20 protein-coding genes are annotated in these 23919 nt (G+C 36.4%); 10 read left to right on the top strand and 10 right to left on the bottom strand.

All coding sequences use genetic code 11. From position 1 onward, the window contains the following. Positions 1-111: 111 nt before the first annotated feature. Positions 112-1086, top strand: a complete 975-nt coding sequence (locus D5R40_RS08715) for a quinone oxidoreductase family protein (protein WP_124147011.1) — start codon at positions 112-114, stop codon at positions 1084-1086. Positions 1087-1366: 280 nt separating this feature from the next. After that, positions 1367-1822, top strand: coding sequence for a DUF29 domain-containing protein (locus D5R40_RS08710; RefSeq protein WP_205127517.1), 456 nt, complete (start codon positions 1367-1369; stop codon positions 1820-1822). 93 nt (positions 1823-1915) lie between these two features. Here D5R40_RS08710 and D5R40_RS40880 read toward each other — a convergent pair whose 3' ends face one another. Together D5R40_RS40880 and D5R40_RS08705 are read right to left on the bottom strand one after the other, a co-directional pair. Beyond that, complete coding sequence (locus D5R40_RS40880; protein ID WP_275670440.1) at positions 1916-2041, bottom strand: hypothetical protein; 126 nt, start codon at positions 2039-2041, stop codon at positions 1916-1918. 112 nt (positions 2042-2153) lie between these two features. After that, positions 2154-2936 carry an SDR family NAD(P)-dependent oxidoreductase gene (locus tag D5R40_RS08705; protein WP_124147010.1) on the bottom strand — a complete coding sequence of 261 codons (783 nt, stop codon included), beginning with the start codon at positions 2934-2936 and terminating at the stop codon, positions 2154-2156. 388 nt (positions 2937-3324) lie between these two features. On the opposite strand from D5R40_RS08705, the gene D5R40_RS08700 reads away from it, so the two are divergent. Continuing rightward, positions 3325-4221, top strand: coding sequence for a DUF4437 domain-containing protein (locus D5R40_RS08700; protein WP_240039151.1), 897 nt, complete (start codon positions 3325-3327; stop codon positions 4219-4221). A gap of 28 nt (positions 4222-4249) precedes the next feature. On the opposite strand, the gene D5R40_RS08695 is transcribed toward D5R40_RS08700, so the two are convergent. The 6 genes from D5R40_RS08695 to D5R40_RS08670 form a co-directional block, all read right to left on the bottom strand. After that, positions 4250-5062, bottom strand: coding sequence for an alpha/beta fold hydrolase (locus D5R40_RS08695; RefSeq protein ID WP_124147009.1), 813 nt, complete (start codon positions 5060-5062; stop codon positions 4250-4252). A gap of 66 nt (positions 5063-5128) precedes the next feature. Further along, positions 5129-5584, bottom strand: coding sequence for a DUF29 domain-containing protein (locus D5R40_RS08690; protein ID WP_124147008.1), 456 nt, complete (start codon positions 5582-5584; stop codon positions 5129-5131). Between the two features lie 31 nt (positions 5585-5615). Then, a complete protein-coding gene (locus tag D5R40_RS08685; protein WP_124147007.1) occupies positions 5616-6431 on the bottom strand; it encodes an alpha/beta fold hydrolase in 816 nt (271 codons plus the stop codon). A gap of 354 nt (positions 6432-6785) precedes the next feature. Continuing rightward, positions 6786-6992 carry a hypothetical protein gene (locus tag D5R40_RS34890; RefSeq protein ID WP_124147006.1) on the bottom strand — a complete coding sequence of 69 codons (207 nt, stop codon included), beginning with the start codon at positions 6990-6992 and terminating at the stop codon, positions 6786-6788. A 106-nt stretch (positions 6993-7098) separates the two neighbouring features. After that, positions 7099-8826, bottom strand: coding sequence for an ABC transporter ATP-binding protein/permease (locus D5R40_RS08675; protein WP_124147005.1), 1728 nt, complete (start codon positions 8824-8826; stop codon positions 7099-7101). Positions 8827-8835: 9 nt separating this feature from the next. After that, complete coding sequence (locus tag D5R40_RS08670) at positions 8836-10542, bottom strand: glycosyltransferase family protein (protein WP_124147004.1); 1707 nt, start codon at positions 10540-10542, stop codon at positions 8836-8838. Between the two features lie 427 nt (positions 10543-10969). Between D5R40_RS08670 and D5R40_RS08665 the strand changes: the two genes are divergently transcribed. The 3 genes from D5R40_RS08665 to D5R40_RS08655 all read left to right on the top strand — a co-directional run bounded on the left by D5R40_RS08665 (position 10970) and on the right by D5R40_RS08655 (position 14948). After that, a complete protein-coding gene (locus tag D5R40_RS08665; protein WP_124154512.1) occupies positions 10970-11155 on the top strand; it encodes a hypothetical protein in 186 nt (61 codons plus the stop codon). 495 nt (positions 11156-11650) lie between these two features. Further along, positions 11651-12853 carry an RNA-guided endonuclease InsQ/TnpB family protein gene (locus D5R40_RS08660; RefSeq protein WP_124147003.1) on the top strand — a complete coding sequence of 401 codons (1203 nt, stop codon included), beginning with the start codon at positions 11651-11653 and terminating at the stop codon, positions 12851-12853. Between the two features lie 346 nt (positions 12854-13199). Next, positions 13200-14948, top strand: a complete 1749-nt coding sequence (locus D5R40_RS08655) for a glycosyltransferase family 39 protein (protein ID WP_124147002.1) — start codon at positions 13200-13202, stop codon at positions 14946-14948. Positions 14949-15904: 956 nt separating this feature from the next. Here D5R40_RS08655 and D5R40_RS08650 read toward each other — a convergent pair. Continuing rightward, positions 15905-17089 (bottom strand): NAD(P)H-quinone oxidoreductase subunit H, encoded by a 1185-nt coding sequence (locus D5R40_RS08650; RefSeq protein ID WP_124147001.1) that lies wholly within the window; start codon positions 17087-17089, stop codon positions 15905-15907. 537 nt (positions 17090-17626) lie between these two features. Here D5R40_RS08650 and rsmH point away from each other — a divergent pair. The 4 genes from rsmH to D5R40_RS08630 all read left to right on the top strand — a co-directional run bounded on the left by rsmH (position 17627) and on the right by D5R40_RS08630 (position 21869). Further along, the gene (gene rsmH, locus D5R40_RS08645) at positions 17627-18478 is read left to right on the top strand and encodes a 16S rRNA (cytosine(1402)-N(4))-methyltransferase RsmH (RefSeq protein ID WP_124154511.1); all 852 of its coding nucleotides are present in this window, start codon (positions 17627-17629) and stop codon (positions 18476-18478) included. 307 nt (positions 18479-18785) lie between these two features. Further along, a complete protein-coding gene (locus tag D5R40_RS08640) occupies positions 18786-20450 on the top strand; it encodes a SpoIIE family protein phosphatase (protein WP_124154513.1) in 1665 nt (554 codons plus the stop codon). Between the two features lie 4 nt (positions 20451-20454). Next, positions 20455-20880 (top strand): ATP-binding protein, encoded by a 426-nt coding sequence (locus D5R40_RS08635; protein ID WP_124146999.1) that lies wholly within the window; start codon positions 20455-20457, stop codon positions 20878-20880. Positions 20881-21434: 554 nt separating this feature from the next. Beyond that, the gene (locus tag D5R40_RS08630) at positions 21435-21869 is read left to right on the top strand and encodes a hypothetical protein (RefSeq protein ID WP_124146998.1); all 435 of its coding nucleotides are present in this window, start codon (positions 21435-21437) and stop codon (positions 21867-21869) included. Between the two features lie 1195 nt (positions 21870-23064). On the opposite strand, the gene D5R40_RS08625 is transcribed toward D5R40_RS08630, so the two are convergent. Then, entirely contained in the window at positions 23065-23571 is a 507-nt protein-coding gene (locus D5R40_RS08625; protein WP_124146997.1) for an orange carotenoid protein N-terminal domain-containing protein, read from the bottom strand. Positions 23572-23919: the final 348 nt, after the last annotated feature.

Genomic DNA, 23919 nt, shown 5'->3' with positions numbered 1-23919 from the left:
GGGGGGGTTGGGGAGATGGGGGGGATGGGGAGTGTGGTCAGAAATTAAAAAATATATATCTTCACACGTTCGCGAGCAGGACAACCAAATAGTTTAAATAATACACCAAAAATGAAAGCAGTTCGCATACATGAATATACAGGTATTACTGGTATTCGAGTAGAAGAAACAGAAATGTCGCCACCAAATATTGGTGAAATTAGAATGCGTGTAGGAGCAGCAGGAATTAATAACTCAGACCTGCAAATGACCTACGGAAAATATAAAAGACCAGGGAATAATGCACTACCTCAAATTTTGGGTCAAGAAGCAGCAGGTATAGTTGATGCAGTAGGGGAAAAAGTTGAAGGGTTTTTGCCAGGAATGCGGGTAGTAGGGCAGGTTAAAGGAGGTTTTGCCGAAATGGCGATCGCTCCAGCAACAGAATTATTACCTATTCCTGATGATATTTCCTTTGAAGTAGCTGCCAGTTTACCTATTAATTATTTGACCGCTATTTTAGCTCTTATTTATCGGGCAAAAGTTCAGGTTGGAGAGTGGGTATTAGTCCATCCTAGTAGTGGTGGTGTGGGGACGGCAGCAATACAACTAGCGAAATTATTGGGAGCAAAAGTTATCGCCACTGCTGGTAATAGAGCTAAAGTGGAATACTTATTGAAACTGGGTGCTGACTATTGCATTGACTATAGCAATCAAAATGTAGTTTCTGAAGTCAGAAAAATTACAAATAATATAGGGGTACAGGTGGCAGTGGATGGTGCTGGTAAAGTGACATTTGCTGACTGTTTAGAAGTTATAGCTAATAATGGTCGTATTGCTTGCTATGGTACGACTACTGGTTTAGATGCTGCTTTACCAATGGGAAAATTACTGGGGCGCAATATTGCAGTTTACGGTATTGCCCTTTGGTATAACAGTGATTATCAGGCAAGTTGGCAAACTCTCAAAAATTTAATTATACCAGCATTTGTGCAGGGAAAGTTGCAACCGACCATCGAGGAAGTAGTCAGTCTGGAGGGAGTGTCAGCAGCATTGACGAAAATGGAGGAGCGTCGTTTGATGGGAAAAATTATTGTAGTTCCTTGAGAGTTATAAAATTAAGGGTAGTTCTGCGGAGCGTAATGGTAAATAGGAAGAAGCAATGCCTAGTGCGGGCATCCTGCCCGCTAATAAGGGAGCAAGATGCTCCCACTACCGTTTCTGGTAACAAAAATAATTACAATGCATCACCAGCAAATTAAAAATCTAATATAGTGATCAAAAAACTTTCTCCTTCTTTTCTTCTTTCTTCCCTCCTGAATTCTGACTTCTCCGTCATTTATTTATAACTATTTAAACGGATATAATATAATTAGGAGTTTTACTGATGAATTCTATTGACGTGACTAGACAAACCAATATAAAGATTAGAATGACTAATCTATATGAAACAGATTTTGTTCAATGGACAGAAGAACAAGCAAAAGCTTTGAGTGAACATAATGAAAAAGCACTTGATTGGGAGAATTTAAGAGAGGAGATAGACAACTTGGGAAAAGAGCAAATTAATGCAGTTCATAGCTTTTTAAAACAAATTATAATTCACAGATTAAAGCTAGACTACACTAATGATATCCAATCGCGCGGACATTGGATTGATGAAATTGATGATTTCCAAGATGAAATTGAGAGAAGACTTACTAATACCCTATTAAATAAAATCAATATTCAACCTGAATATGAGCGAGCAAAGCGTAAAGTTTTAAAAGTATATGATGTTAGTTTACCCGATATTTGTCCTTATACTTTTGAAGATTTGATGAAAAGATTGCCAGAAAATTGATGATCGCGGTTTTCATCACGATCATCGATTATTCTGCTTTTATAGCACCCATTTGAGATCTATATAATTATGGTTCTCAAGTCTTTTCGCGCATCAATTTTGAGGAAAAATCATCAGCAAGGAGTGTTGAATTTTTTGTATTATTTTTCCCCACATCTTCCCTCTTACCTCCTGTCTTCTGTCTCCTGTCTCCTGTCTCCTAGCTAAAAAAACGCGCATATTTATGAAGATACGATCAGGGGTTCTATAGCAATACAAGAATTGGTCCGGACATTTTTCAATCCTAAAATCCTTTTACAGTTTGCTATTCCCTATTCCCTAGCGCGTAGCGCTATAGAGTTTGACTAAACCGATGAATATTCCAAAATAAAGATAATTCTAGTCCCCCATCAACATAGATATGTTGACCTGTGATAAATCGACTTTCTGGAGAACAAAGAAAGGCCACTAAAGGAGCTATATCTTCCGGTTGTCCCCATCTTCCCATGGGGGTGACTTGGGGAGGCATTTTATCAATATAAGGAACTTTATCAAGATAGCCATCCCAAGCTTGAGTTTTGATATAACCAGGGGTAATAATATTAACAGTAATTCCCCGTGGAGCAACAGCGATCGCGTAATGTTTGGCCAAAGTTTCCATTGCTGCTTTTGCGGGTGCGGCCATTCCATAAACTTTTCCTGGGTTATGAACACCTGTTGCAGAAATAACAATGACTCTACCTTGACCATCAACCATATAAGTTAGAGCTTTTTCTATACAACGAATAAAAGCTTTAGGATAAATTTCTTGAGCTGCTTCATACTGTTCAAAAGTAAAATTTCCTGGGAGTGTTGCGGTAATAGCATAACCAGCGACATGAACAAAAGCTGTGAGTTGACTATTAAAGTTTTCTTCAACTACCTGAAATAAAGCATTAACAGTTTCAGATTTTTTGATGTCTCCAGCTACAGTAATAACCTTAATATTCAATTTTTCTAACTCTTTTTTAACTGCAAGAGCAGCATCATGGTTAGAATGATATCCCAGGATCAGATTAAAACCATCTTCAGCTAATTTACGAGAAATAGCTAACCCTATTCCACGAGTTCCACCAGTAATTAAAGCAACTTTCATAATTCTTAAAATAGTTAAGTTTTAGGTTCAGAGATTAATATTTAGATTAGTCTATTTTATCTCCTATAAATAGGTAGACACAATTATTGATATAGCAGATTTCAAACTAATGCGGTACAACTCGGGGTAAATATTTTTTGCTTGTTTCACTACCCTAATTCCCATCTTCTCTACTCCCTACTCCCTAAAAGTATCAATATATGTACCTCATAACTTCGGAAACTGCTGTATATTTACTACTCAGATATATTTTTTATTCCCTATTCCTTATTTTCTACCTCCACCAAATATTAAATTAATTTTGCATAGTGGAACTTGCCATTTCAAAGAACTATAGATTACATTATAGTTTACTTAAAAAATACCAATTTCAACAGGGGACTAAAGTATGATGGGCGAAAACCAAGAAAATAGCAATAGTGAATTTGAAGTACCATCAATTAAAGAAGACTGGGGAGGAGATGGTAGAGGACGGATGAATTTATCTGGGAGAAGTACAGCAATTTCTCCTCAGTTTATCCCTCGTCAATACCAAATTTTCGACTCTAATACTGTACCAGAAATTTTAGATTGGCGCATCCAGGGAATGCCAGAAACTGTCCCTTTCGCAACAAGAAGATTATTATCTTGGCATAATTGTGGTGCATCTACATCTAGGGTAAGTTTACCCCCTCAATTTACAGCTCCCGCAGGAATATTTACAGCCGATCTAGAAATTTTTTTTGTTCTGAGTGGAGTTATTCAAATAGGAGAATGGCAATTAGATAAACATAGTTACTCTTTTATTCCTGCTGGAGTTAGAGTTGATAATTGGAAGGTTTTAGGAGATGAACCTCTAGAAATTCTTTGGATGGAAAATGGAGTAGTTCCCTTTAAATATGAAGCCTCAGAAATAGATCATCCTGATGCTAGAATGAGTGAGTTTATTCCAGCATTGGATAGTAAATTTTTACCTTGGGGAAAAACAGAAACTAGCCAATTTGAAGTGGCTAAAAAGAAGTATTTAAGGAAAGATAATAATGGGGGAGGTGTGTGGTTAATCGCTATTCTCCCTCATTATTATGGACATTATCCAGCAATTCAAAGTTATAACGAAGAAGGATATACTTTAGTCGGGTATATGAATCTAGGTAATTATCAATTGATTAAGAATTGGTTTCACTATTGTCCGAGTTTTTCAACTGTTCCTAGAAATATTACTGATGATGGTTTTTTAGCATTTGTTCGAGTCTATCGGGATATTTCAAAACCTGGGAGGGTTTTATCTTATATAGATCGCTTATAACTGAACAAAAAATACAATTATTAATTCTCTAATTATCTAAAAAATCCACCACTATTTTAGCAATTTCTTCAGACATTTGATTCATCATGTAAATTGTACCACCTTCAATATCAACTTTCTTAGCATTAGGAATTGTTTGAGTAATTAGTTTTCTATTTTCTGATTTTGCCAGTCCTAATTTTTCTAGTTGTTTAATGTCTTCAGTTCCAGACAAGATTAGGGTTTGAGAATTAATTAATCCAAATCTTTCTAAGCTTTTCTCTGCATAATTCATTATTGAAAAAGGACCATAGGGAGGATAACCATGGCATCTAAACTCATCTAATAAACAACGATGATTTAATTCTATTGAACCTACATAGCTTAAACGAACAGGCCATCTGTTTGTTAGGTGAGAACCATCTTCTCTTATTTCAAAAGCATTAGAAAACCTACTATAAAGTATTTTTCTCTCCTCTTCCTCAAAATAATCAATACAGGATAACACCAGTTTGTTAACTCTTTCTGGGTATGCTGCTGCTACTTCTGCTGCTACGAAAGCACCTGTATGATGCCCAAGAACATTTGCTTTTTTGATTCCTAATTGATCTAGAACTAAAGTAACTGTTTTGGCGTAGTCTTCTATATAATACATTCTGGGTGGTTTATCCGATTCACCAAAACCTAAAAAATCCATAGCAATAACTAACTTTTCTTCTTTAATAAATCTTGGCATTAATTCTCGATATTCATCGCTACTTTTTATATTTTGATGTAGCAAAATTAGTGGTTCACCTTCACCACCAATTCGATAATGTATTTGACCGTCTTCTGTATCTAAAAAGGCTCTCTTTATTTTCATAATTTTAATTTCTCCTCATCTACATTTTTGTCTAAAAAAATTAACAGTAACTTATGATTATTCTTGTCAATTTTCTGGTAATCTTTGCATTAAATCTGCAAAAGTATAAGGACATTGATCGGGAAGGTCTAACTTATATTCACTTAAAACTAATCTTTTAGCTCTTTCGTACTCTTTATCTATATCTACTTTGTTTAACAGAGTTTTAGTTAGTCTTCTCTCAATTTCATCTTGAAAGTTGTTAATTTCAGTTTGCCAGTGGTTTCGAGGATAAATATTAGAGGAATAGTCTAGTTTAAGTTTGTGTTCAATTAACCTTTTGATAAAACTACTGACAGCATGAATTTGTTCTTTTCCCAAGTCTTCTATTTCCTCTTTTAAATTGTTCCAATCAAGAGCTTTTAGATCGTGATCGTTTAATGCTTGAGCTTGTTTAATAGTCCACTCCACAAAGTCAGTTTCATAGAGATTAGTCATTTTTGTTATTTCATGGGTTTCTGTAGTCTCGTCAATAGAACTCATAAGTTAAACTCCTAATAGGTTACTTTTTCCTTTAACAGTTATCTAAAAAATCAATAACAACTCTAGATATTTCTTCAGCCATTTGATTAATCATACAAATGGTTCCCCCTTCAACTTCAAAAGCTTGACTATGGGGAATTGCTTCAGATAACCAACCTTGATTTTCTGCTTTTGCTAAACCATATTTTTCAATAGGTTCTAATGCTTTAGCTCCTGTACAAACTAAGGTCGGACATTGAATAAGTTTAAACCTTTCTTGGGCAGAAACACAATATTTACTAACTGCTAAACCAGTATAAATAGGTCTACCAAAAGTTTTTAAATCATCAATAAGACAACGGTGATTTAATTCTGCTTCCAGATAGTTACTCCGCGTTAACCATCTTTCCATGAGGTGAGAACCATCTTCTTTTATGGTAAATCCTTGCCTATACCTTTCGCCAATTTTTTCTGCTTCTTCTGCATCAAAACCATGAACATTACAAAGAATTAATTTATTCAGGCGATCGCTATAAGATACGGCAACTTCTCCAGCAATATAACCCCCTGTTAAACTGCCCAAAATGCTACATTTTTGAATCCCTAATTCATCTAACAATAAAATAACAGTTTTAGCATAGTCTGCAATAGAATATTCTCTAGGAGGTTTATCCGAATTTCCTAACCCCATTAAGTCCATAGCAATAACACGATATTTAGGGGCTAAAATTGCCATTAACTCTTTAAATTCATCGCTACTTCGAGGAGTCATGTGAAGTAAAACCAGAGGTTCTCCTTCTCCTCCTATTCGGTAAAAAATTTGTCCGTCTTCTGTGTCTAAAAAGGCTTTTTTAATTGTTTTTTTCATATCTTTTTTCCCTTAAATTATGTTTGATTGCGTAAGTTCTAATTATATAGCGTTTCTCAAGTTACTGAGGTCGAATTGTTTTTCGACACCCTATTCCCTACTCCCTATTTTTAGGAAAATGCTGTAAATATTAATATACACCTCCAAAAATCAAAAATAAAATCAATTATTATCCATAAATTATCAATTATATCAAATCCGCTTAATTAGGTATAAAAAAATCTGGTAGTCCTGCATAGTAATGGTGAAGATATATATTTTTGGGGCGTTGGTAATTTGAGGTATGATATTATCTTCGGATAAGAGCGCTATAAAACTCCGCGACCTTTACGCTTCCCGAAAAACTTTCTCCTTCTATTCCTCTTTCTTCTTATTTCTTACCTCCTGACTCCTGACTCCTGTTCCCCTCCTGGGAGGGGGAGGGGCGAGGGGTGGGTTGACTCCTAAGTAATTAAGATTAATATCATACACGCGCTTTACCAACGCCATTTTTGGTAGTCCTGCTCGCGTAATGGTAGGTGGAGATAAGGAAAACTTAGAATGGGAGGAAGATGCTCCCACTGCCTATACCATTACAATGTACCACTACCACATTTTTTAATTTTTTCCCATACTTCCCATCTCCCCACACTCCCTACTCCCTACTCCCTATTCCCTATTCCCTATTTTAATGAATTGGCATAAACTTATAATCTTGTGCAGAAGTCACTCGCCAAGTTTCATCACCCATAACTTCCAAAACTTGGTGGTGATATTGTAACAAAGTTGGTCGGTGTCCGACACTAACATAAGTAGTCGATAAACTTTGCAAATGTTGGTAAAGACTTTGTTCATTTTGCACATCCAGAGCGCTCGTTGCTTCGTCTAAAATTGCATAACGGGGTTGAGTCAACAACAAACGAGCAAAAGCAACCCGCTGTTGTTCTCCCATTGACAACATATTCTCCCAATCTTCAACGGTATCTAAACCACCGAATATTTCTGCTAATTTTGGCAAATTAACTTGGTTAAGCACTCGATAAATTATTTCATCAGAGATATTTAAGTCAGTGCGTGGATATAGCAGTTGATCTCGTAGGGAACCTAAAATCATATAAGGATGTTGTGGTAAAAAAAGAATCTCTTCTAGTTTCGGTCGGTAAATTGTCCCAGTGCCAGAATTCCACAAACCAGCGATCGCTCGCAAAATAGAACTCTTTCCACTACCACTCACCCCCACAATTAAAAGTCCTTCTCCCGGTTTTAATTCTATAGATACATTTTTAACTAAAGTTCTTTGATAGTTTGGAGTTTGCAAAGTAAGATGCTGTAAACTTAAACGGGAATCTTCAACAGTATCAATTGTTGTACTACCCTCGACTGGTGATGCTTTTGGTTCTTCTAGAACTTTAACAAAACTCTCTAAACGTTCAATTCCTGCGATAAAACTGGTGAGAAATTCAAACATCCTAACTATGATATTCAAAGACCTAAAGACCCTTCCAAAAGCTCCATTAGCTTCTTGTATTGCTCCCACTTCCAACCCTGGTTCCCCTGCCAAAATTCTCGGACCAATAATTAAAGCGGGTAACATCCAGGTAATATAATTATATATGTTTTGAAAAATATCTAAGTTTCTCTCCCAAGTAATTACTTTATTATAAATACTTAAAACCGGAGCAAATACCTGCTTAATGTAGCTAAATTCTCTATCGCCTCCATTATAAAAAGCAATTGATTCAGCATTCTCTCGAATTCTCACTAAACCAAATCGAAAATTTGCCTCTCGTTTCAGTTGTTCTTTTTTAATTGGAATCAAAATTTTACCAAAACCTATAGTTGTAATTAGCATACCTCCTACAGAATATATGACTAAAATCAGAACCAATAATTTTGATTTTTCCCAAAGTAGAATTCCAAATGCAAACAAGTTAAAAATTGCTAAGGCAAACTGCCTAAATAGAGTTACAGAACGATGACAAAATGATGCAATATCTTCTGCAATTCGCTGATCGGGGTTATCAATTTCTCGATAGAGGGTATTGATTTTATAGAAGCAATCATTTTGGAAATACTTATCTAAATAAAATTTAGTTAACCACTCTCGGGAATGCAAACGAATTTTATCTTCTAAATACTGCCAAGTAGCAACAGTAACAGCTAACACAATAGAAGCACCAATATAGAAAAATGCAGATTTCCAGAATCTTTCAGAGTCCCCATCAACTAAAGCAGAGATTAATTCTCCTTGTTGTTTGAGTTGATTAAGTCCTATAGTTGAATCTAAACTGAGAAGACAAAGCAGCAATATAAATAAACCAATTGCTCGCCATTTCTCTGGAGATTCCCACCAATATAGTTTACCAATTGCCCAAAACCTCTGGAAAATGCTGAAATTAAGTTTTATATTTTTCATTCTGTGTATTTAATATGATTCATCTGTGTTAGCTGTACAGTCTTTGACTGTTGTTAAAGGAACACCTTTACGAGTGACAGAATAAACAGGATCGCAACTGGGAAAATTTTCTTCATACTTGAAACGATAAAAATATAAATAATAATCAGGTTGTTCTAATTTCATTTTTTTTAACTCGTTTTGATCGATGACAGTAAAATCAGATGTCGCAAATGGTTTTGCGGAGTATAAACTCCACAATCTTGGAACAGCTATGATCGCTCCCTTTTTACCATTCTGATTAATCCATTCTATACCATTTCTCATGCTTAATGCCCAATAATCAGTTTCATATTGCCGATGGGCAGCTTGTAATCCTCCAAAAACTCGATTAAAATAAATATACTCATAAGGATGTATTGTTACCATATCAAACAGAATAATCAGAACTCCTAGTAAAGTGACCCCTACTAACCAACGCTTAAACCTGGGTTGAGAAATCTGTTGGTAGCTCCAAATGAAGCCAATCGTTGTGACGATCGCCATTCCCGGAATTACAAACAAAAAGTGTCTTAACCCATCATAAATAGTAGAACTTTTGATAATGGCAATCATCGGCAACAGAAAGATTTGCAAAATCACCAGAAGAATATAGGCTTTTTGGCGATCGCTAAATTGATGATATTTTCTAGTTAGACCGATTAAACCTAACAAAAAGTAAAATAGAAATATTGAAGGAGTCGTAATCAGAAACCAGGTAGGAAGATAATCCCAGGGTAGTTCCGAACCTTTAATAAATTCTCCTTTAAATAAAACCGATCCAGGCCATTCATGTTGGGAAAAATAGCTGATGGCATCCCAAAACCAACGAAAAGGGTTTGACCAAGAAGAGGGGGTAACACAGAAAAGAGCGATCGCCCAACTGACCGTCATTAAAACATAATTAACTAGGTAAAATTTGAGAAATTTTCCTATATTGTTTCGGGGAATTAATATTAAAGATACCAACCCTACAAATCCCAACATCATAAACCCACCAGTCCGAATACCACTGAGCAACCCTACTAAAATACCATAGCCTATCGCTCTAATGCTAGTGCGCTGAATTCCCAAAAAAAATGGTGAATTTGAGTTTTGTTTGATTTCTTCAACAATATATGCTCCTAGATAAATACAAAGGCTAAATAAAGCAGCAAAAGGAATATCTCTAGGATTAAAAAAACTATGCCCCCAAAATCGCGGAAAAAGAGCGAGCATTAGAGGAGCTAACCAAGCCCATTTTTTTCCATAAAGGAGTGTAATGCCTCCAGCGACAGATAGGTAGCTAATTAGAGAAACACAAAAGGTAAAAACGTGCTTAGTTAAAAAGCGATCGAGAACCAGAATTTCTGAATCAACTGCTGATAGGTATGGTTCTAAGGGAGGACGAGAAAATAAATGAGTTTCGAGCCAATGCTTAACTTGAAAAATGATTTCAGCCACCTTATCAAAAACAATTCCATAAAATTTCAAATCTGATGGTATTGTTTTTCCTTCCTGAATGAATTCCCAATTCCATTGAACAATTTTAAGATATAGATGCTCGTCAACCGATATCCCATGATGATTTACAGTCGAAAGACCAATCAGAGTAATCAGGGCTAATATCGCCCCTAGTTTGATATAACTTTTGTTAAATAGTTTACCTAATTGCTCAAAAACTTTGGGAAGCATGGAAAAAAGTTTGATGTTTTTCATTCTGTCTATTTATAAGGTAAGGCATTGAATTAAGTTTAAACCTTTCTTGAGCAGAAATACAATATTTATATCATGTCCGGTTGAATAGTTATAAATAACTTTGGAGAAGTCAGGAGTCAGGAGGAAAGAAGAAGGGAGAGGAGAAGAAAGTTTTTGATCGCGTTTGCGTAGCATTGTGTAGAAAAGAGGAACGGAGTTTGATCGCGCTATTCAACGGACATGAGGCGTTTCTGAATGGTAATGATTTTTAAATTAAGTATCAACGCAAAACATAAGTTTTTCAATTTTACCTTCAGCTACTTACCATTACATTTCAGCAACGCTCAACAAAGGGAAATCTTTTAACATTCCGCATTTTCTTTACCTTCTTGTTGTTCTAATAAACTCATTTTACTTAGCAATTGAGATTGCTACAGCTAATTATAAATTGCCAGAAAACCAAAGATTCAACTTATTTGCTGGCGATACTCTTTATAATTGCGATACCTTAAACAAAGGTCAGCAAGCAATTCAAGTACCAGAATTATTAGACATCTCCAGAAAAGAGGCAACAGGCAACAGCTCCGGAAGGCAACAGGGAACCCACCCCGAACCCCTCCTGGGAGGGGAATAATTGATAATTTATGGATAATAATTGATTTTATTTTGGATTTTTACCAGATGTCTATTAGAAGATGATGCGATTTGGGCAGATACTTGGTTGCGACAACAAAAACTAAGATAACACAGAATACATTCTATAATTAAACTATTGTTATTGTCTATAAACACCTGATGAGTAATATCATGTCCCGTTGAACAGTTATAAATAAACGATCAATGAGTTAGGTAGGGTAGGTGTCGGATTGTCGAAGTATAGGAGTCAGGAGGGAAGAAAGAAGAAGAAAGAGGACGAGAAAGAGAAGAAAGAAGACGAGAAGGAGAAAGTTTTTTTATAACTAATTATCCAGACATGATATAATATAAAATCAAAAATAATTATATGATATGGCGATAATTAAAATTTTCACCGAAAAATTGGGTTTGAAGCCTCGCCCTTTTAGGGCGACTTTTGAGTTGTTTTTTGTTGAGAAATCTGCTAGAATATTGTTAGTTTAAAAATGCAATTATGAAAGCTAGGTATAAGTATCGTATCTATCCAACACCGGGACAAAAACACAAATTAGCAAAACTATTTGGCTGTGTTCGTGTTGTCTGGAATGATAGTCTGGCTTTCTCTCAACAAAAGTATAGATTAGGAGAGAAGAAACCGACTAATTCTGAACTACAAAAACAGTTTATTACATCTGCAAAAAAAACTGAAGAGAGAGAATGGTTATCGGATGTTTCAGTTGTACCATTGCAGCAGTCATTAAACGATTTAAACCAGGCTTATCAAAACTTTTTTACTTCAACCAAAGGCAAAAGAAAGGGTAAACCTGTAAGGCCCCCTAAGTTAAAAACTAGAAAGTCTAAGCAAACTGCGAGATTCACCTTGAGGGGATTTAAACTACATCAAGATAAAGTCTATTTAGCTAAAATTGGTAAGTTAAAGATAGTTTGGTCTAGAGAGCTACCTGCTGCCCCGTCGTCAGTAACAGTAATTAAAGATTCTGCCAATAGATATTTTCTAAGTTTTGTAGTAGAAATACAACCGGAAATCTTGCCTCAAACTGATAATTCAGTAGGTATAGATTTAGGAATTAAAACTTTTGCAACTTTGAGCAATGGTGAGAAAATTGATGCTCCAAAACCATTAAAGAAACGAATCAATAAATACAGGAAGTTAAGTAAATCATTATCTAAAAAAACTATAGGGTCTAAAAGGTATGATAAGGCACGGTTGAGAATAGCAAAATTTCATGCCAAACTGAAAGATACAAGGACTGATTTTCTACATAAATTATCCACTGAAATAATTCGTGATAACCAAACAGTTATTTTAGAGGATTTAAACGTTTCCGGAATGGTTAAAAACCGGAAATTATCTAGAGCGATTTCAGATTTGGGATGGCGACAATTCCGAACATTCCTAGAAGGAAAAGCTCTAAAATATGGTCGTGGATTTAGAGTAATTGATAGATGGCTGGCAACATCTCAAATCTGCTCTTGCTGTGGATTTAAGGGTGGGAAACTAGACCTTTCAATTAGGGAGTGGGAATGCCTCAACTGTGGTGCTAAACATGACCGAGATGAAAATGCAGCCATCAATATATTAGTCGCGGGTGGGCAATCCGAGACTTTAAATGGACGTGGAGGCAAGCGTAAGACCACCGTCAAGGAGGCAGCAGCCTATGAAATGTCAACCCGCCGAGGGGCTACGGCTCGGTAGGAATCCCCGCGCCTTTTAGGCCGGGGAGGATGTCAAATTCAAAAAGTTAAATGAAAAAGATACAGCAGATTCCAAGTATATAAAGTACGGCGTTGGTAAATCAAGAGATGAAACTTTCAGACTAATCCCCTTCTGACTCACTCTAAATTTTTAACCAGAGCAAGTAATGAGTATCACCCCTGCTAGAAAATCATCTTACTAATTACCAACGCCTAAAGTACAGATATTAACAATTAAATGTTCCCAGTGCGGGTCTTTTGCCCGCTATAGCATCTTGCACGCTATGGGTGTACCTCACACCTGGTGGAATCTTCTGTATCAAATAGATTAAGAGGTCACTACTAAATTGGCAATCGTAATTAACACCAGAAAAAGTCTAAAAACAAATAACTTCAACTATTTCCTACTAAGCATCTCAATTCTAATAGGTACTATTCTCCGCTACAATTTTTCGGCAGACAAACCCGCTGACTCTATAGAAATATCCACTTTAGGTTACAGTCTCGGTCATAACTTTCTTGAGATTCCCCTAGATAAAGTCATCACTTGGCAACAACTCCTCTCACCTTTATGCTTAGACACAACAACTCCCTACAGCGACGTCATTCACAACCTAATGACCGAAAGCACTCATCCCCCTCTATATTTTCTGCTGACTCATTTTTGGCTAAAAATATTTACCTCAGATGGAGAAATAGTATCATTAGCAGTAGGGCGATCGCTCAGTGCTTTGTTTGGTGTATTAGCTATTCCGGCAATATTTGCCCTTGGTTGCTTTGCCTTTCGCTCTCAGATAGTGGGGCAAATAGCTGCTGCACTGATGGCGGTGTCTCCTTTCGGCATCTACATTGCCCAAGAAGCGCGTCATTACACCCTAACTATCCTCTGGATAATCATTTCTCTAGCTTGTCTCATCGAAGCAATACGCTGTATTCAGCAGCAAAAAATATTACCTTTATGGTTAGGATGTTTGTGGGTAATAATTAATAGTTTAGGCATCGCCACCCACTACTTTTTTGCATTAACCCTAGCTGCGGAAGGCTTAGTTATGGGTGGGTTTTTGCTAAGGGATATCAAACAATTTTATCAACGTTATTGGTGGCGCATATATGCGGTTGGGTTGGGAAGTTTGCTCGGTTGTTTAGTCTGGTTGCCAGCAGTGACAGGTATTTCGGGCAATGACTTGACGAGTTGGATCGATACCAGTTATGACCTAGATGAAATCTGGCAACCTATCCTGCGTTTATTTGTATGGGGAATAACAATGATATTTATGTTGCCAGTGGAGGGAACAAATACTTTTATTAGCATTGTTTCTGGCGTGACAATGTTGTTAGTATTAGTCTGGGTTTTTCCTAGTTTATGGCAAGGGTGGAAAGTAGAGATTGCCTCTCCATTAGCAGGTCTTTCTCTTCAGATATTAGGATGGTTTTTAGGCTTTGCCATCTTCCTATTTTTATTTGTAATTTATGGTTTAGGAAAAGATATATCTTTGGTCGCTCGTTATAGCTTTGTTTATTTTCCTGTAGTTTTATTGTTGTTGGGGTCAATTATGGCGAGTTGTTGGCAAAATAATATTGCAGAGAAAAAACAAAGAAGCAAACTGTTTAAAATTATTCCGACTTTTTTCAGAGCAACAGGAAAAAAAGTAGTTGTCATAATATTAATAATGGGATTATGTGGAGCATTAAGCGTAGTTACAAATTATGCCTATCAAAAATCACGACGAGCCGATTTATTAGCCAAAATCATTCAAACAAAATCTCAAGCCCCAATCTTGATTGCCATGAGTTATAAAACTCACTCAGAAATTCGTGCTTTAATGGCTATTGGTTTATATTTTCAACATCTCGAAAAAAAGACTAATTTACCAACACCAACCTTAGAATTTATTCTGGCAAAAAAAACAGAAAAATCACCATTATTACCAGATTCAACAATTGCTCAAATCTTGAAAGAAAAAACCATACCTCTAGATTTATGGGCAGTGAATTTAGAAGTAAATGAAAATGATTTAGAGAAATTCAACTGTTGGGAGAATCCCGATATTTTACCCAAAGTTAATTATAGTTATGAACTATATAATTGTCGGTAAAATTTAGTACGATCAAAATGAAATTCTTTCTATAGCAATGTGCGCTGGCATATTTACAAATTGCAGGAGGTGTCCAATAACTAAAAGTCTTATATTATCGGCAATTTATTCCCCCTATTGCCTGTTGCCTCTCTTGGTGCGCATTCCCTCTCTTGGTCGGCATTCCCTTGCGACTGGCGTCGTCGCGGGGTCCGACCGCTTGCGACTGGCGTCGTCGCGGGGTCGCACCGCTGTTGCCTGTTGTCTGTGGGCAGCACTATATAGCAATGTGCGCTGGGATATTTACAAATTACAAGAGGTGTCCAATAGCTAAAAGCCTTATATTATCGGTTTTTTATTCCCCCTGTTGCCTGTTGCCTGTTCCCTGTTCCCTGCGCACAGCGCTATAACTTGACAAAAAAAATTATGTCTCATTCGACAACGTACTCAGACTCTTCCCACCCTGTAAAGTCCGCATTAGGGATGATGCCGAAACCACTCCTAACTTCAAAGAGTCACTAATAAGACTTACACAAAATAGAATCATAAAATAGCTTCAAATATATACAAGCAGAGAGTTTTGCCTCAAAAAGGTATAAATCCTTGGCGTTGCTGATTTGAGGTATGAAATTCAAATTTTTTGGGTAAATTTTCAGCAAAAAAAATAGTGCAAATTATACCCATTTCTTCCTATTTAATCACCGAAAAACTCCTTTCTACCTACTCTGCTGACTCCTGTACGGACGTTAACAATAGTTGTGCGCCAGCAAACGGCCGTTATAGTAGAGTAAAACTCTGTTTTTAGTCAAATCGACATTCCTAAGTAAAGTCTTTTAACCAGGGAAATTATTCGTAGCATTCTTTTTTATATTTCATATAAGTACTACTAAAACCTAAAACCTAAAACCTATCACCTAAAACCTAAAAAAAAGGGAATAAAGAAAAAATTCCCTACTCCCTTATTTTAAATAAATTAACTATCGATCTACAGACCCCATAATAATGTCAATACTACCCAAAATAGCAACAATATCTGCCACTTTTGCACCTTGCAAAATATGAGGAAAAACCTGCAAATTCACAAAATCAGCAGCCCGAATTTTAAAACGCCAAGGGAAAGGACTATTATCACCAATAATATAAATCCCAATCTCTCCCTTACCACTTTCAATCCGAACATAATGCTCACCTTCAGGAATCTTAAAAGTAGGAGGTATTTTCTTACCTAAAAATTGATAATCAAAACCATTCCACTCAGACTTCGGCCCTCCAGCCATCCGTTTTGCTTCCAGATTTTCATAAGGTCCCCCAGGAAGTCCCTTTATTGCTTGACGAATAATCTTGACCGACTCCCGCATTTCCCGAATACGCACAAAATATCGGGCCAAACAATCTCCATCAGTTTCCCAATGAACATCCCAGTCGAAATCGTCGTAACATTCATAGTGGTCAACCTTCCGTAAGTCCCATTTAACACCTGAAGCACGCAACATTGGACCAGAAAGCCCCCAGTTAATCGCCTCTTCCCTACTAATTACACCTAATCCCGTAATCCTGCGACGGAAAATAGGATTATTTGTAATTAAGCGTTCATACTCATCAACCTTTGGCATAAAGTAATCGCAAAAGTCTTCACACTTATCTACCCAACCATAAGGTAAGTCAGCAGCGACCCCACCAATACGGAAGTAGTTATTATTCACCATCCGATAACCTGTAGCAGCTTCCCATAAGTCATAAATCATTTCCCGTTCCCGGAAAATATAGAAGAAAGGAGTTTGGGCACCAACATCAGCCAAGAATGGGCCAAGCCACAAGAGGTGATTAGCAATCCGGTTTAGTTCCAGCATAATTACCCGGATATAGCTAGCCCGTTTGGGGACTTCAATATCGGCCAATTGTTCCGGAGCATTCACCGTTACGGCCTCGTTAAACATTCCCGCAGCATAATCCCAACGACTAACATAAGGGACAAACATTGTATTAGTGCGGTTTTCGGCAATCTTTTCCATGCCCCTGTGTAAGTAGCCAATCACAGGTTCACAGTCAACTACATCTTCCCCATCTAAGGTGACAATTAACCGCAATACGCCGTGCATTGAGGGATGATGGGGTCCCATGTTAATGACCATGGGTTCGGTTCTGGTTTCAATTTTGCTCATGTTGACTATTCTCCAATAGTGACCTGTTTTTATTTCAGCCCAATTATATTGTTAGACTGTAAATGGGTTTAGGCTAAATGTTATTATTATTGCTTGTATTTATATTCTGTTACTACTCTTAAATTATCAAAATAATTGGGTCACGCAACCCCGCCTTTTAAGGCGAAATATTTTTGGAGCGCGTCTTAACATCCCTCTTACAAAAATAACTTCTATAGGTCACCAATCCGACGCTCTCGCCTATCTAACTTCTGACTTCTGAGTTCGTTAAAGGGATAGCTAGTTAGTTTAAGCAGATATAATTTCTGTTCAGAGACTACATATATTAATTCAAAACTATAGTGCCACACTATATATAGTGTTTTAACTAACGGAACATACTTGTTGGAAATTAAGCTAAAAAGCGACTAAAACCTTTATGAGTTAAAATGGATATGCTTCAATCACTTAAAGCATTATATTCTAAGCTTTTGAGCAGTATCAGTTATTATTTCCCAACAAGTCTAATGTAAATTTTTCCAATAGACTTCTAACTTGATGAACCATATACCTGTTCTCAGTGCCGAGTTAATTCAAGGTTTGGCAATATCTCCAAGAGGTCTTTACTTAGATGCAACAGTAGGATTTGGTGGCCATACTCAGTCAATTTTAGCTACAGCCCCAAATGTTAAAATAGTAGCTATTGACCAAGATGAGCAAGCGATCGCCTATTGTCAAACTTTACTGGCCTTTGAAAACTCCAATATTCAATTTTGGCACGGAAATTTTGCTGATTATGAGCCAAAAAATCTTGAATTTGATGGTATAATAGCGGATTTGGGTGTAAGTTCGGTGCAATTGGATACCCCAGAACGAGGGTTCAGTTTCCGGCATGAAGCTAAGTTAGATATGCGGATGAACCGACAGCAATCTCTGACCGCAGCCGAAATAGTTAATTCTTGGGAAGAAACCAAATTAGCAAATATTTTTTATACCTACGGGGAAGAGCGTTTGTCACGACGTATTGCCAGAAGAATAGTAGAACATCGTCCTTTTGAAACAACAACCGAGTTGGCAGAAGCGATCGCCCATTGTGTACCTCGCAAATACCGTTATGGTAGGATACACCCCGCCACTCGTGTTTTTCAAGCTTTAAGAATACAAGTAAATCAAGAACTTACTGCCCTAGAAACTTTTCTAGAGAATGCCCCTAATTGGCTCAAACCAGGAGGTAGAATTGGAATTATTAGTTTTCATAGTTTAGAAGATCGTTTAGTTAAACATAGTTTAAGAAGTTCATCTGTTTTGCAAGTATTGACAAAAAAGCCCATCCAAGCCCAAGATCGTGAAACAACATTAAATCCACGGGCACGTTCTGCTAAACTTAGATTGGCAGAAAAAATTGGTTAATCTTAAGTATAAAAATCCATAAATAATTAACAAAAAAAACTGAATTATAATTAAATTTATTGTTGAATATTATTTAGTAAATGAGACATTTATTGGAAGAATCTATATCTAGAACTTAAGTATAAAATATACTCAAAATGAGTTTTTCTTGGAAGTTTATGGCCAGATAAAAAATGAAACCCAAATTCATAAAATTTAACTCAAGGCTATTTATTCTAAAAAATATACATTAATAAATTAGATTGAAGCTATTAAGGCCAACCGGAGAGTATAAAATTTGAAAAATTGTCTGGGAGTAAGGCATAGCATGAGTCGGGGAGAGGGGAAATTAAAATTGATGGTAGTCGATGACGAACCAGACAACCTAGATTTGTTGTACAGGACGTTTCGGCGAGAATTTAAAGTATATAAAGCAGATAGTGCCTTCAGTGCCATGAAAGTTTTGGAAGATGAAGGAGAAATGGCACTGATTATCTCTGACCAGAGAATGCCAGAAATGAATGGTACAGAGTTTTTAGGCAGAACATTAGAAAAATATCCAAATACAGTTAGGATTCTACTGACAGGCTATACAGATGTAGAAGACTTAGTAGAAGCAATTAACTCAGGAAAAGTATTCAAATATATTACAAAACCTTGGAATCCTGAAGAACTCAAAGCTGTAGTACAACAAGCTTCAGAAACCTACAAAATTGTCACGCAACGCACCAATGCTCTAACTCGTGCTTTGCGACGAGAGTCTATGTTAAATGAAGTAATGAGTGCTATTAGAGAATCATTGGATTACTCTAGTATGTTATCGACAATCATTCAAACAGTGGGACAGACTTTTGACGCAACAGAAGGTAAGTTATGGCCAGTAGAAGGCGATCGCTTAATGCCTGAATCATTTTCTTATCAAAACCCTGAAATTACTCAAAACAACTTCCCTTTCACTCCAGAACAATTTTTGGAAGTAGCAATAAGTCGTCAAACCAAATTAGAAGAAAGTTCAGATAAAAACATTTGTAAATTAATAATCCCCCTGATTTATCAACAAGACTTACTAGCAGTTTTAGCTCTTGATCAACAAGATAGCAGTAAATTTTGGTCTTCAGAAGATATAGAATTGATAGAAAGTGTCCTGGAGCAAGGAGCATTAGCATTATCTCAGGCTAAACTCTATCAACGCACCAGGGAACTTGCAGAACAAATGCGTAATGAGCTAGAGGTCGCCCGCCAGATACAGAGTAACCTATTACCTCAAAGTTGGCCAGAATTTGACACATTAAAGATACAAGCTTGCTGCTATCCTGCCAGAGAAGTAGGAGGAGATTTCTTTGAAGTTTATACCCATTCTCAAGGTGACATCTGGTTGGCACTGGGAGATGTTTCTGGTAAGGGAGTACCCGCTGCTTTATTCATGGCAAGTGCTATGTCTGTGATGCGACGAGAACTTTCTCAAGAAAATCCCCCAGACCCTTACGAAATAATGGAAAATCTTAATACTGGTCTCTGTGACGACCTTATTAGTAACAATTGCTTCATTACAATGGTTTTGGCTCGTTATACACCAGAAACTGGATTATTAGCTTATGCTAATGCTGGTCATATATATCCCTTGGTTTGGTCTCAAACTGCACTGCTAAGTACAGAAAATCAGGATTCTAATCAAGTGCAACCAAATTTTCTCAAGGACCGTGGCATTCCCCTAGGAATATTGCCAAAATGGAAAGGAAAAGCAGGTACTATAGACTTGAATTCAGGAGATGTATTTCTACTGATAAGTGATGGCATCACTGAAGCTACAGTAGTTCAAGAGGCTACTGATGGTGGAAAACAAACTCGTGTAATGCTGCAACAAGAAGGTTTATGGCAACTTTTAAAACAGCACAAAAGCCAAATAGACCTAAATAGTTTATTAGCTTATATCCGAGCTAATAATCAAGTTCAAGAAGATGACCAAACTATACTATCTCTGGAGGTTCTGTGAATTTATGAAAACCGAGCTTCAGGTGCCAAGCGACTTACGCTTTTTAACTATTGTCGAGCACTGGTTATTGAGCAGTTTAGAAGTAGAGCTAGGAGAACATATTGATTGGCCTCGTCAATCCAACCGTTTACGCTTGGTACTGGCAGAAGCTTACTCCAATGTGATTCGTCATGCTCATAAAGACCAACCTAATTTACCAGTATTAATACGTTTAGAAGCCAAAGACGGTGGTATTGCTTTGGAAATCTGGGACTATGGTAAAGGTTATAGTGTAGGAGGGTATAACCCACCAACACCAGAAGCTAAACAAGAAAGTGGTTATGGATGGTTGATTATGAATAGATTGATGGATCGTGTAGATTATACATTGCAGATAGATGGTAGAAACTGCCTAAAATTACAGGCTAACATACTAGAAAAAGTACAATAAAGCACTTGCTTCATTATTACAAGCTAAATAATGCAACGAAATAGACGGAAGTTGTCAGGCTTTTTCTTTGATCAAGATTAATTTTTGGAGATAAGTCAAAGTACTTCTATAAAATCAAATCTGTTATCAATATTTATTTACTTTGATTATTGTAAAGTTTTAAGTTTTTTTTCTCTTTTTTCATACGTTTATCCTTAACTCTGTTCCCTATTCTCTGTTTCCTGTTCCCTGAGTGTGGCAATATTTGATGAAATTGGTATTACACAACTGAAAAAATATTGCGATAACTATTAGACTTGTAGCTTTATAACTTAAAAATCCCCCAAAAACTTTGTTCTTTAAGGATTGTAGCTATTGGATGGCAAAAATGCTTAGAATTATTCCTCTGTGTAGGTTAGAGTGATTTTTTCCCTTTATTTTAGCGACAACTCTATTATATATATGATAAACCTGATAAGTTTTGTTAAGTTTGGTTGCATCTAACTATACTCTACCGCAAGATAAAAATAAGGTTTATTTAGATACCATTAAAATATATATATTAGGTTTGTTATATGAATATGTTTTTTCCTTTAGCCCCTCGTTATCGCCTAGATGACGAATCTCCTTGGCTAGAAAGAATCGATCCTACTCGTAATTATTGGATTCATATCAATGGAGAAAAAGCACTAACGGCTGTAATTCCCGGTTTTACAGTGTCTTCTACAGATGAATTTAAACAAAATATATTTCAATTTCGCGACCTAGAACCAGGGGCACATATAAAAATTGAGAGAGCTTCCGAAACTTGTTATATTTACTGTATTAGTCAAAACTGCTATGCAGTCGAATGCTATTTTAATAAATCGCTAGTATGGCATCTATTTGACAAAGAAACTTTAGAAAGTTTATTAATGACAAGTCATCCAGACTGGAAGTGTGCTTCTAGTCATATAGAACTAGGACAACAAATGTTAGCTCGTTCATTGCAAGTATCCACTACAGCTTGAAATTAATCATCTAACATGAAATCTAGTGTGAGGACACAAATTTAACTAGCTCTGGACTAATAGCTTTCAGCTATCAGCTTGGGTTAAAATCCCTGACTTATAGGTTAGATGCTGGATAATTTAAAAGGGATTTCAACCCCTCTTAAATTGCATTTCCCTCGGTTTCAGCATAAATTTAAGCTGAATGCTTTTTAACAACTTTTGTGGATAAGCTAACAGCTTTAAACTAAGAGCAATTATTCGCTCCTACTGACGGTTAAAAATAAATTTCCCAGCTACATTTACCTAAAATCAAGAAGTTTTGTTTCCCTGACTTAAACTTCTACGTCGCTTTCATCAAGCTCTTAGCTCACTCCTGCTTAAGGATAAGTTTGTATATAGCAGAAGAAAGAAGGAAGAAGGAAGAAGGAAAAACCTTGTGTTGTCTGGGTTTTAAGCTTTTGATATCTCCTAAACTTTACTCCGACTGCTATAACTTTAATCTTCTTCCTGAAGATAGGAAGCGATCGCATTCCTACTAATAATAGGATCTTGAAGATCATTCAGTGAGCCATTATATCATGTTCGGTTGAATACTTACACTTTGGAGGAAGGAAGGCAGTAGGGAAAGAAAGCTTCAAGGCCAGAAGTTTTTTTATAACTGATTATCCGTTAGCGTAGCTCCCCCGGAGGGGGAACATGATATTAGCAGTAAATAGACTTGCTGCAAACGCAGAAGGAAGAAGGAAAAAGTTTGATTATTTATATTCCCAAGTTTGCAGCTATTTCATAAGTCAAATACAGTAATGGCGACTGCTGTACTTTCAAAATTATCGTTATTAAAAGTTTAAAAGTAGCGAGCAACTACTTGCTGTTCAATACCAGTAATTGTTTAGCTCTGTACTGTCCAATATCAGAGAGTTTTACGGCAAGTATTTCGTTATATTAAGTGTCATTAATTAAACAAGGGTAAAAATGATCTTCTCAAATTATCTTGAGAATCTATCAAATTGCCCCCTACTGCTCCGGTGCCCCCTAATCAATGTTATTTGTGGGTATTTAAAGAGACATGATATTATACCTTTTCTGAATAGTAGTGCTATATTTAATTACCATCTCCCTATCTCTCTATCTCCCTATTTCCCCATTACAAATATATATAGCAAACTTTTTGAGATATGGTATTAGATTAGGTTTCGGGAATGTTACTCAAAAATTAAGCTAAAGGATCGACACCCATATTCGCTACAACGTTGCGTAATACAGTAATTTGTTGACCAAAATCTAATACTTCTATAGAGGTCAATACTTGAGATCCAGAAACCGAGAGCTGATGAAAAGTAGGCATTGGAACTATATCGCCTTCTTCAATGGACTCTGTTAGTTGATACCAGAAAGCTAGCTTAGTATTAGGGGTTAGTATACCATAAGCACGAGAAATAGGGTTATTTTTGCTAGCAGCTAAGTCACGGATGACTCCTAATTGTTCTTCGTGAAACATATATTTAATCTCATTTAGCAAACCTTCAGCCAACTGTAGGCGTGCTGCACCGGGGGTTGTAGGTGTAACAGAGCGTCTAATTCTAATTTTGGTGTAGATGTACCATAGTAATGCCAGTTGCTCATCAATACTAAGAGTATTGAACTGAGCTGTAGTTTCAACAACAGTTTTAGGGTTACTACAGATAAAAATTTTCATTGTAGATTCAGCAGTATATGTCATGTCTGCAACTTAGAGATTTATATTTATGTTAGCTAATCTCAAATCAAATGGCCTTGCAAATCTCTGCCTCCTTGCTTGGCATTATGTAACTTTTTGTTAATAGGTGCAAATAAAATTGACAGGTTGAAAAGTTTCAAAACAAAGTATAATTCAAAATTAATGGTGGTTGTATCGTAAATTATTATACAGTTTTGCCAATCTGTGTTACCAATTAATACCATGTTCGGATGATTAAGTATCATAAAAATGTTCTATTGAAGCGCTCTGGAAGGAATATCCCAAATTTATGCTCCGTTTCCAGTGTTCTCACTTGAATTTACACCTACCACCTAAGAACTTTATTATAAC

Origin of the sequence: Okeania hirsuta, from assembly GCF_003838195.1 — a bacterium.
In the GTDB taxonomy this organism is placed as follows: domain Bacteria; phylum Cyanobacteriota; class Cyanobacteriia; order Cyanobacteriales; family Microcoleaceae; genus Okeania; species Okeania hirsuta.
This window is presented reverse-complemented; position numbering and strand designations above follow the sequence as displayed.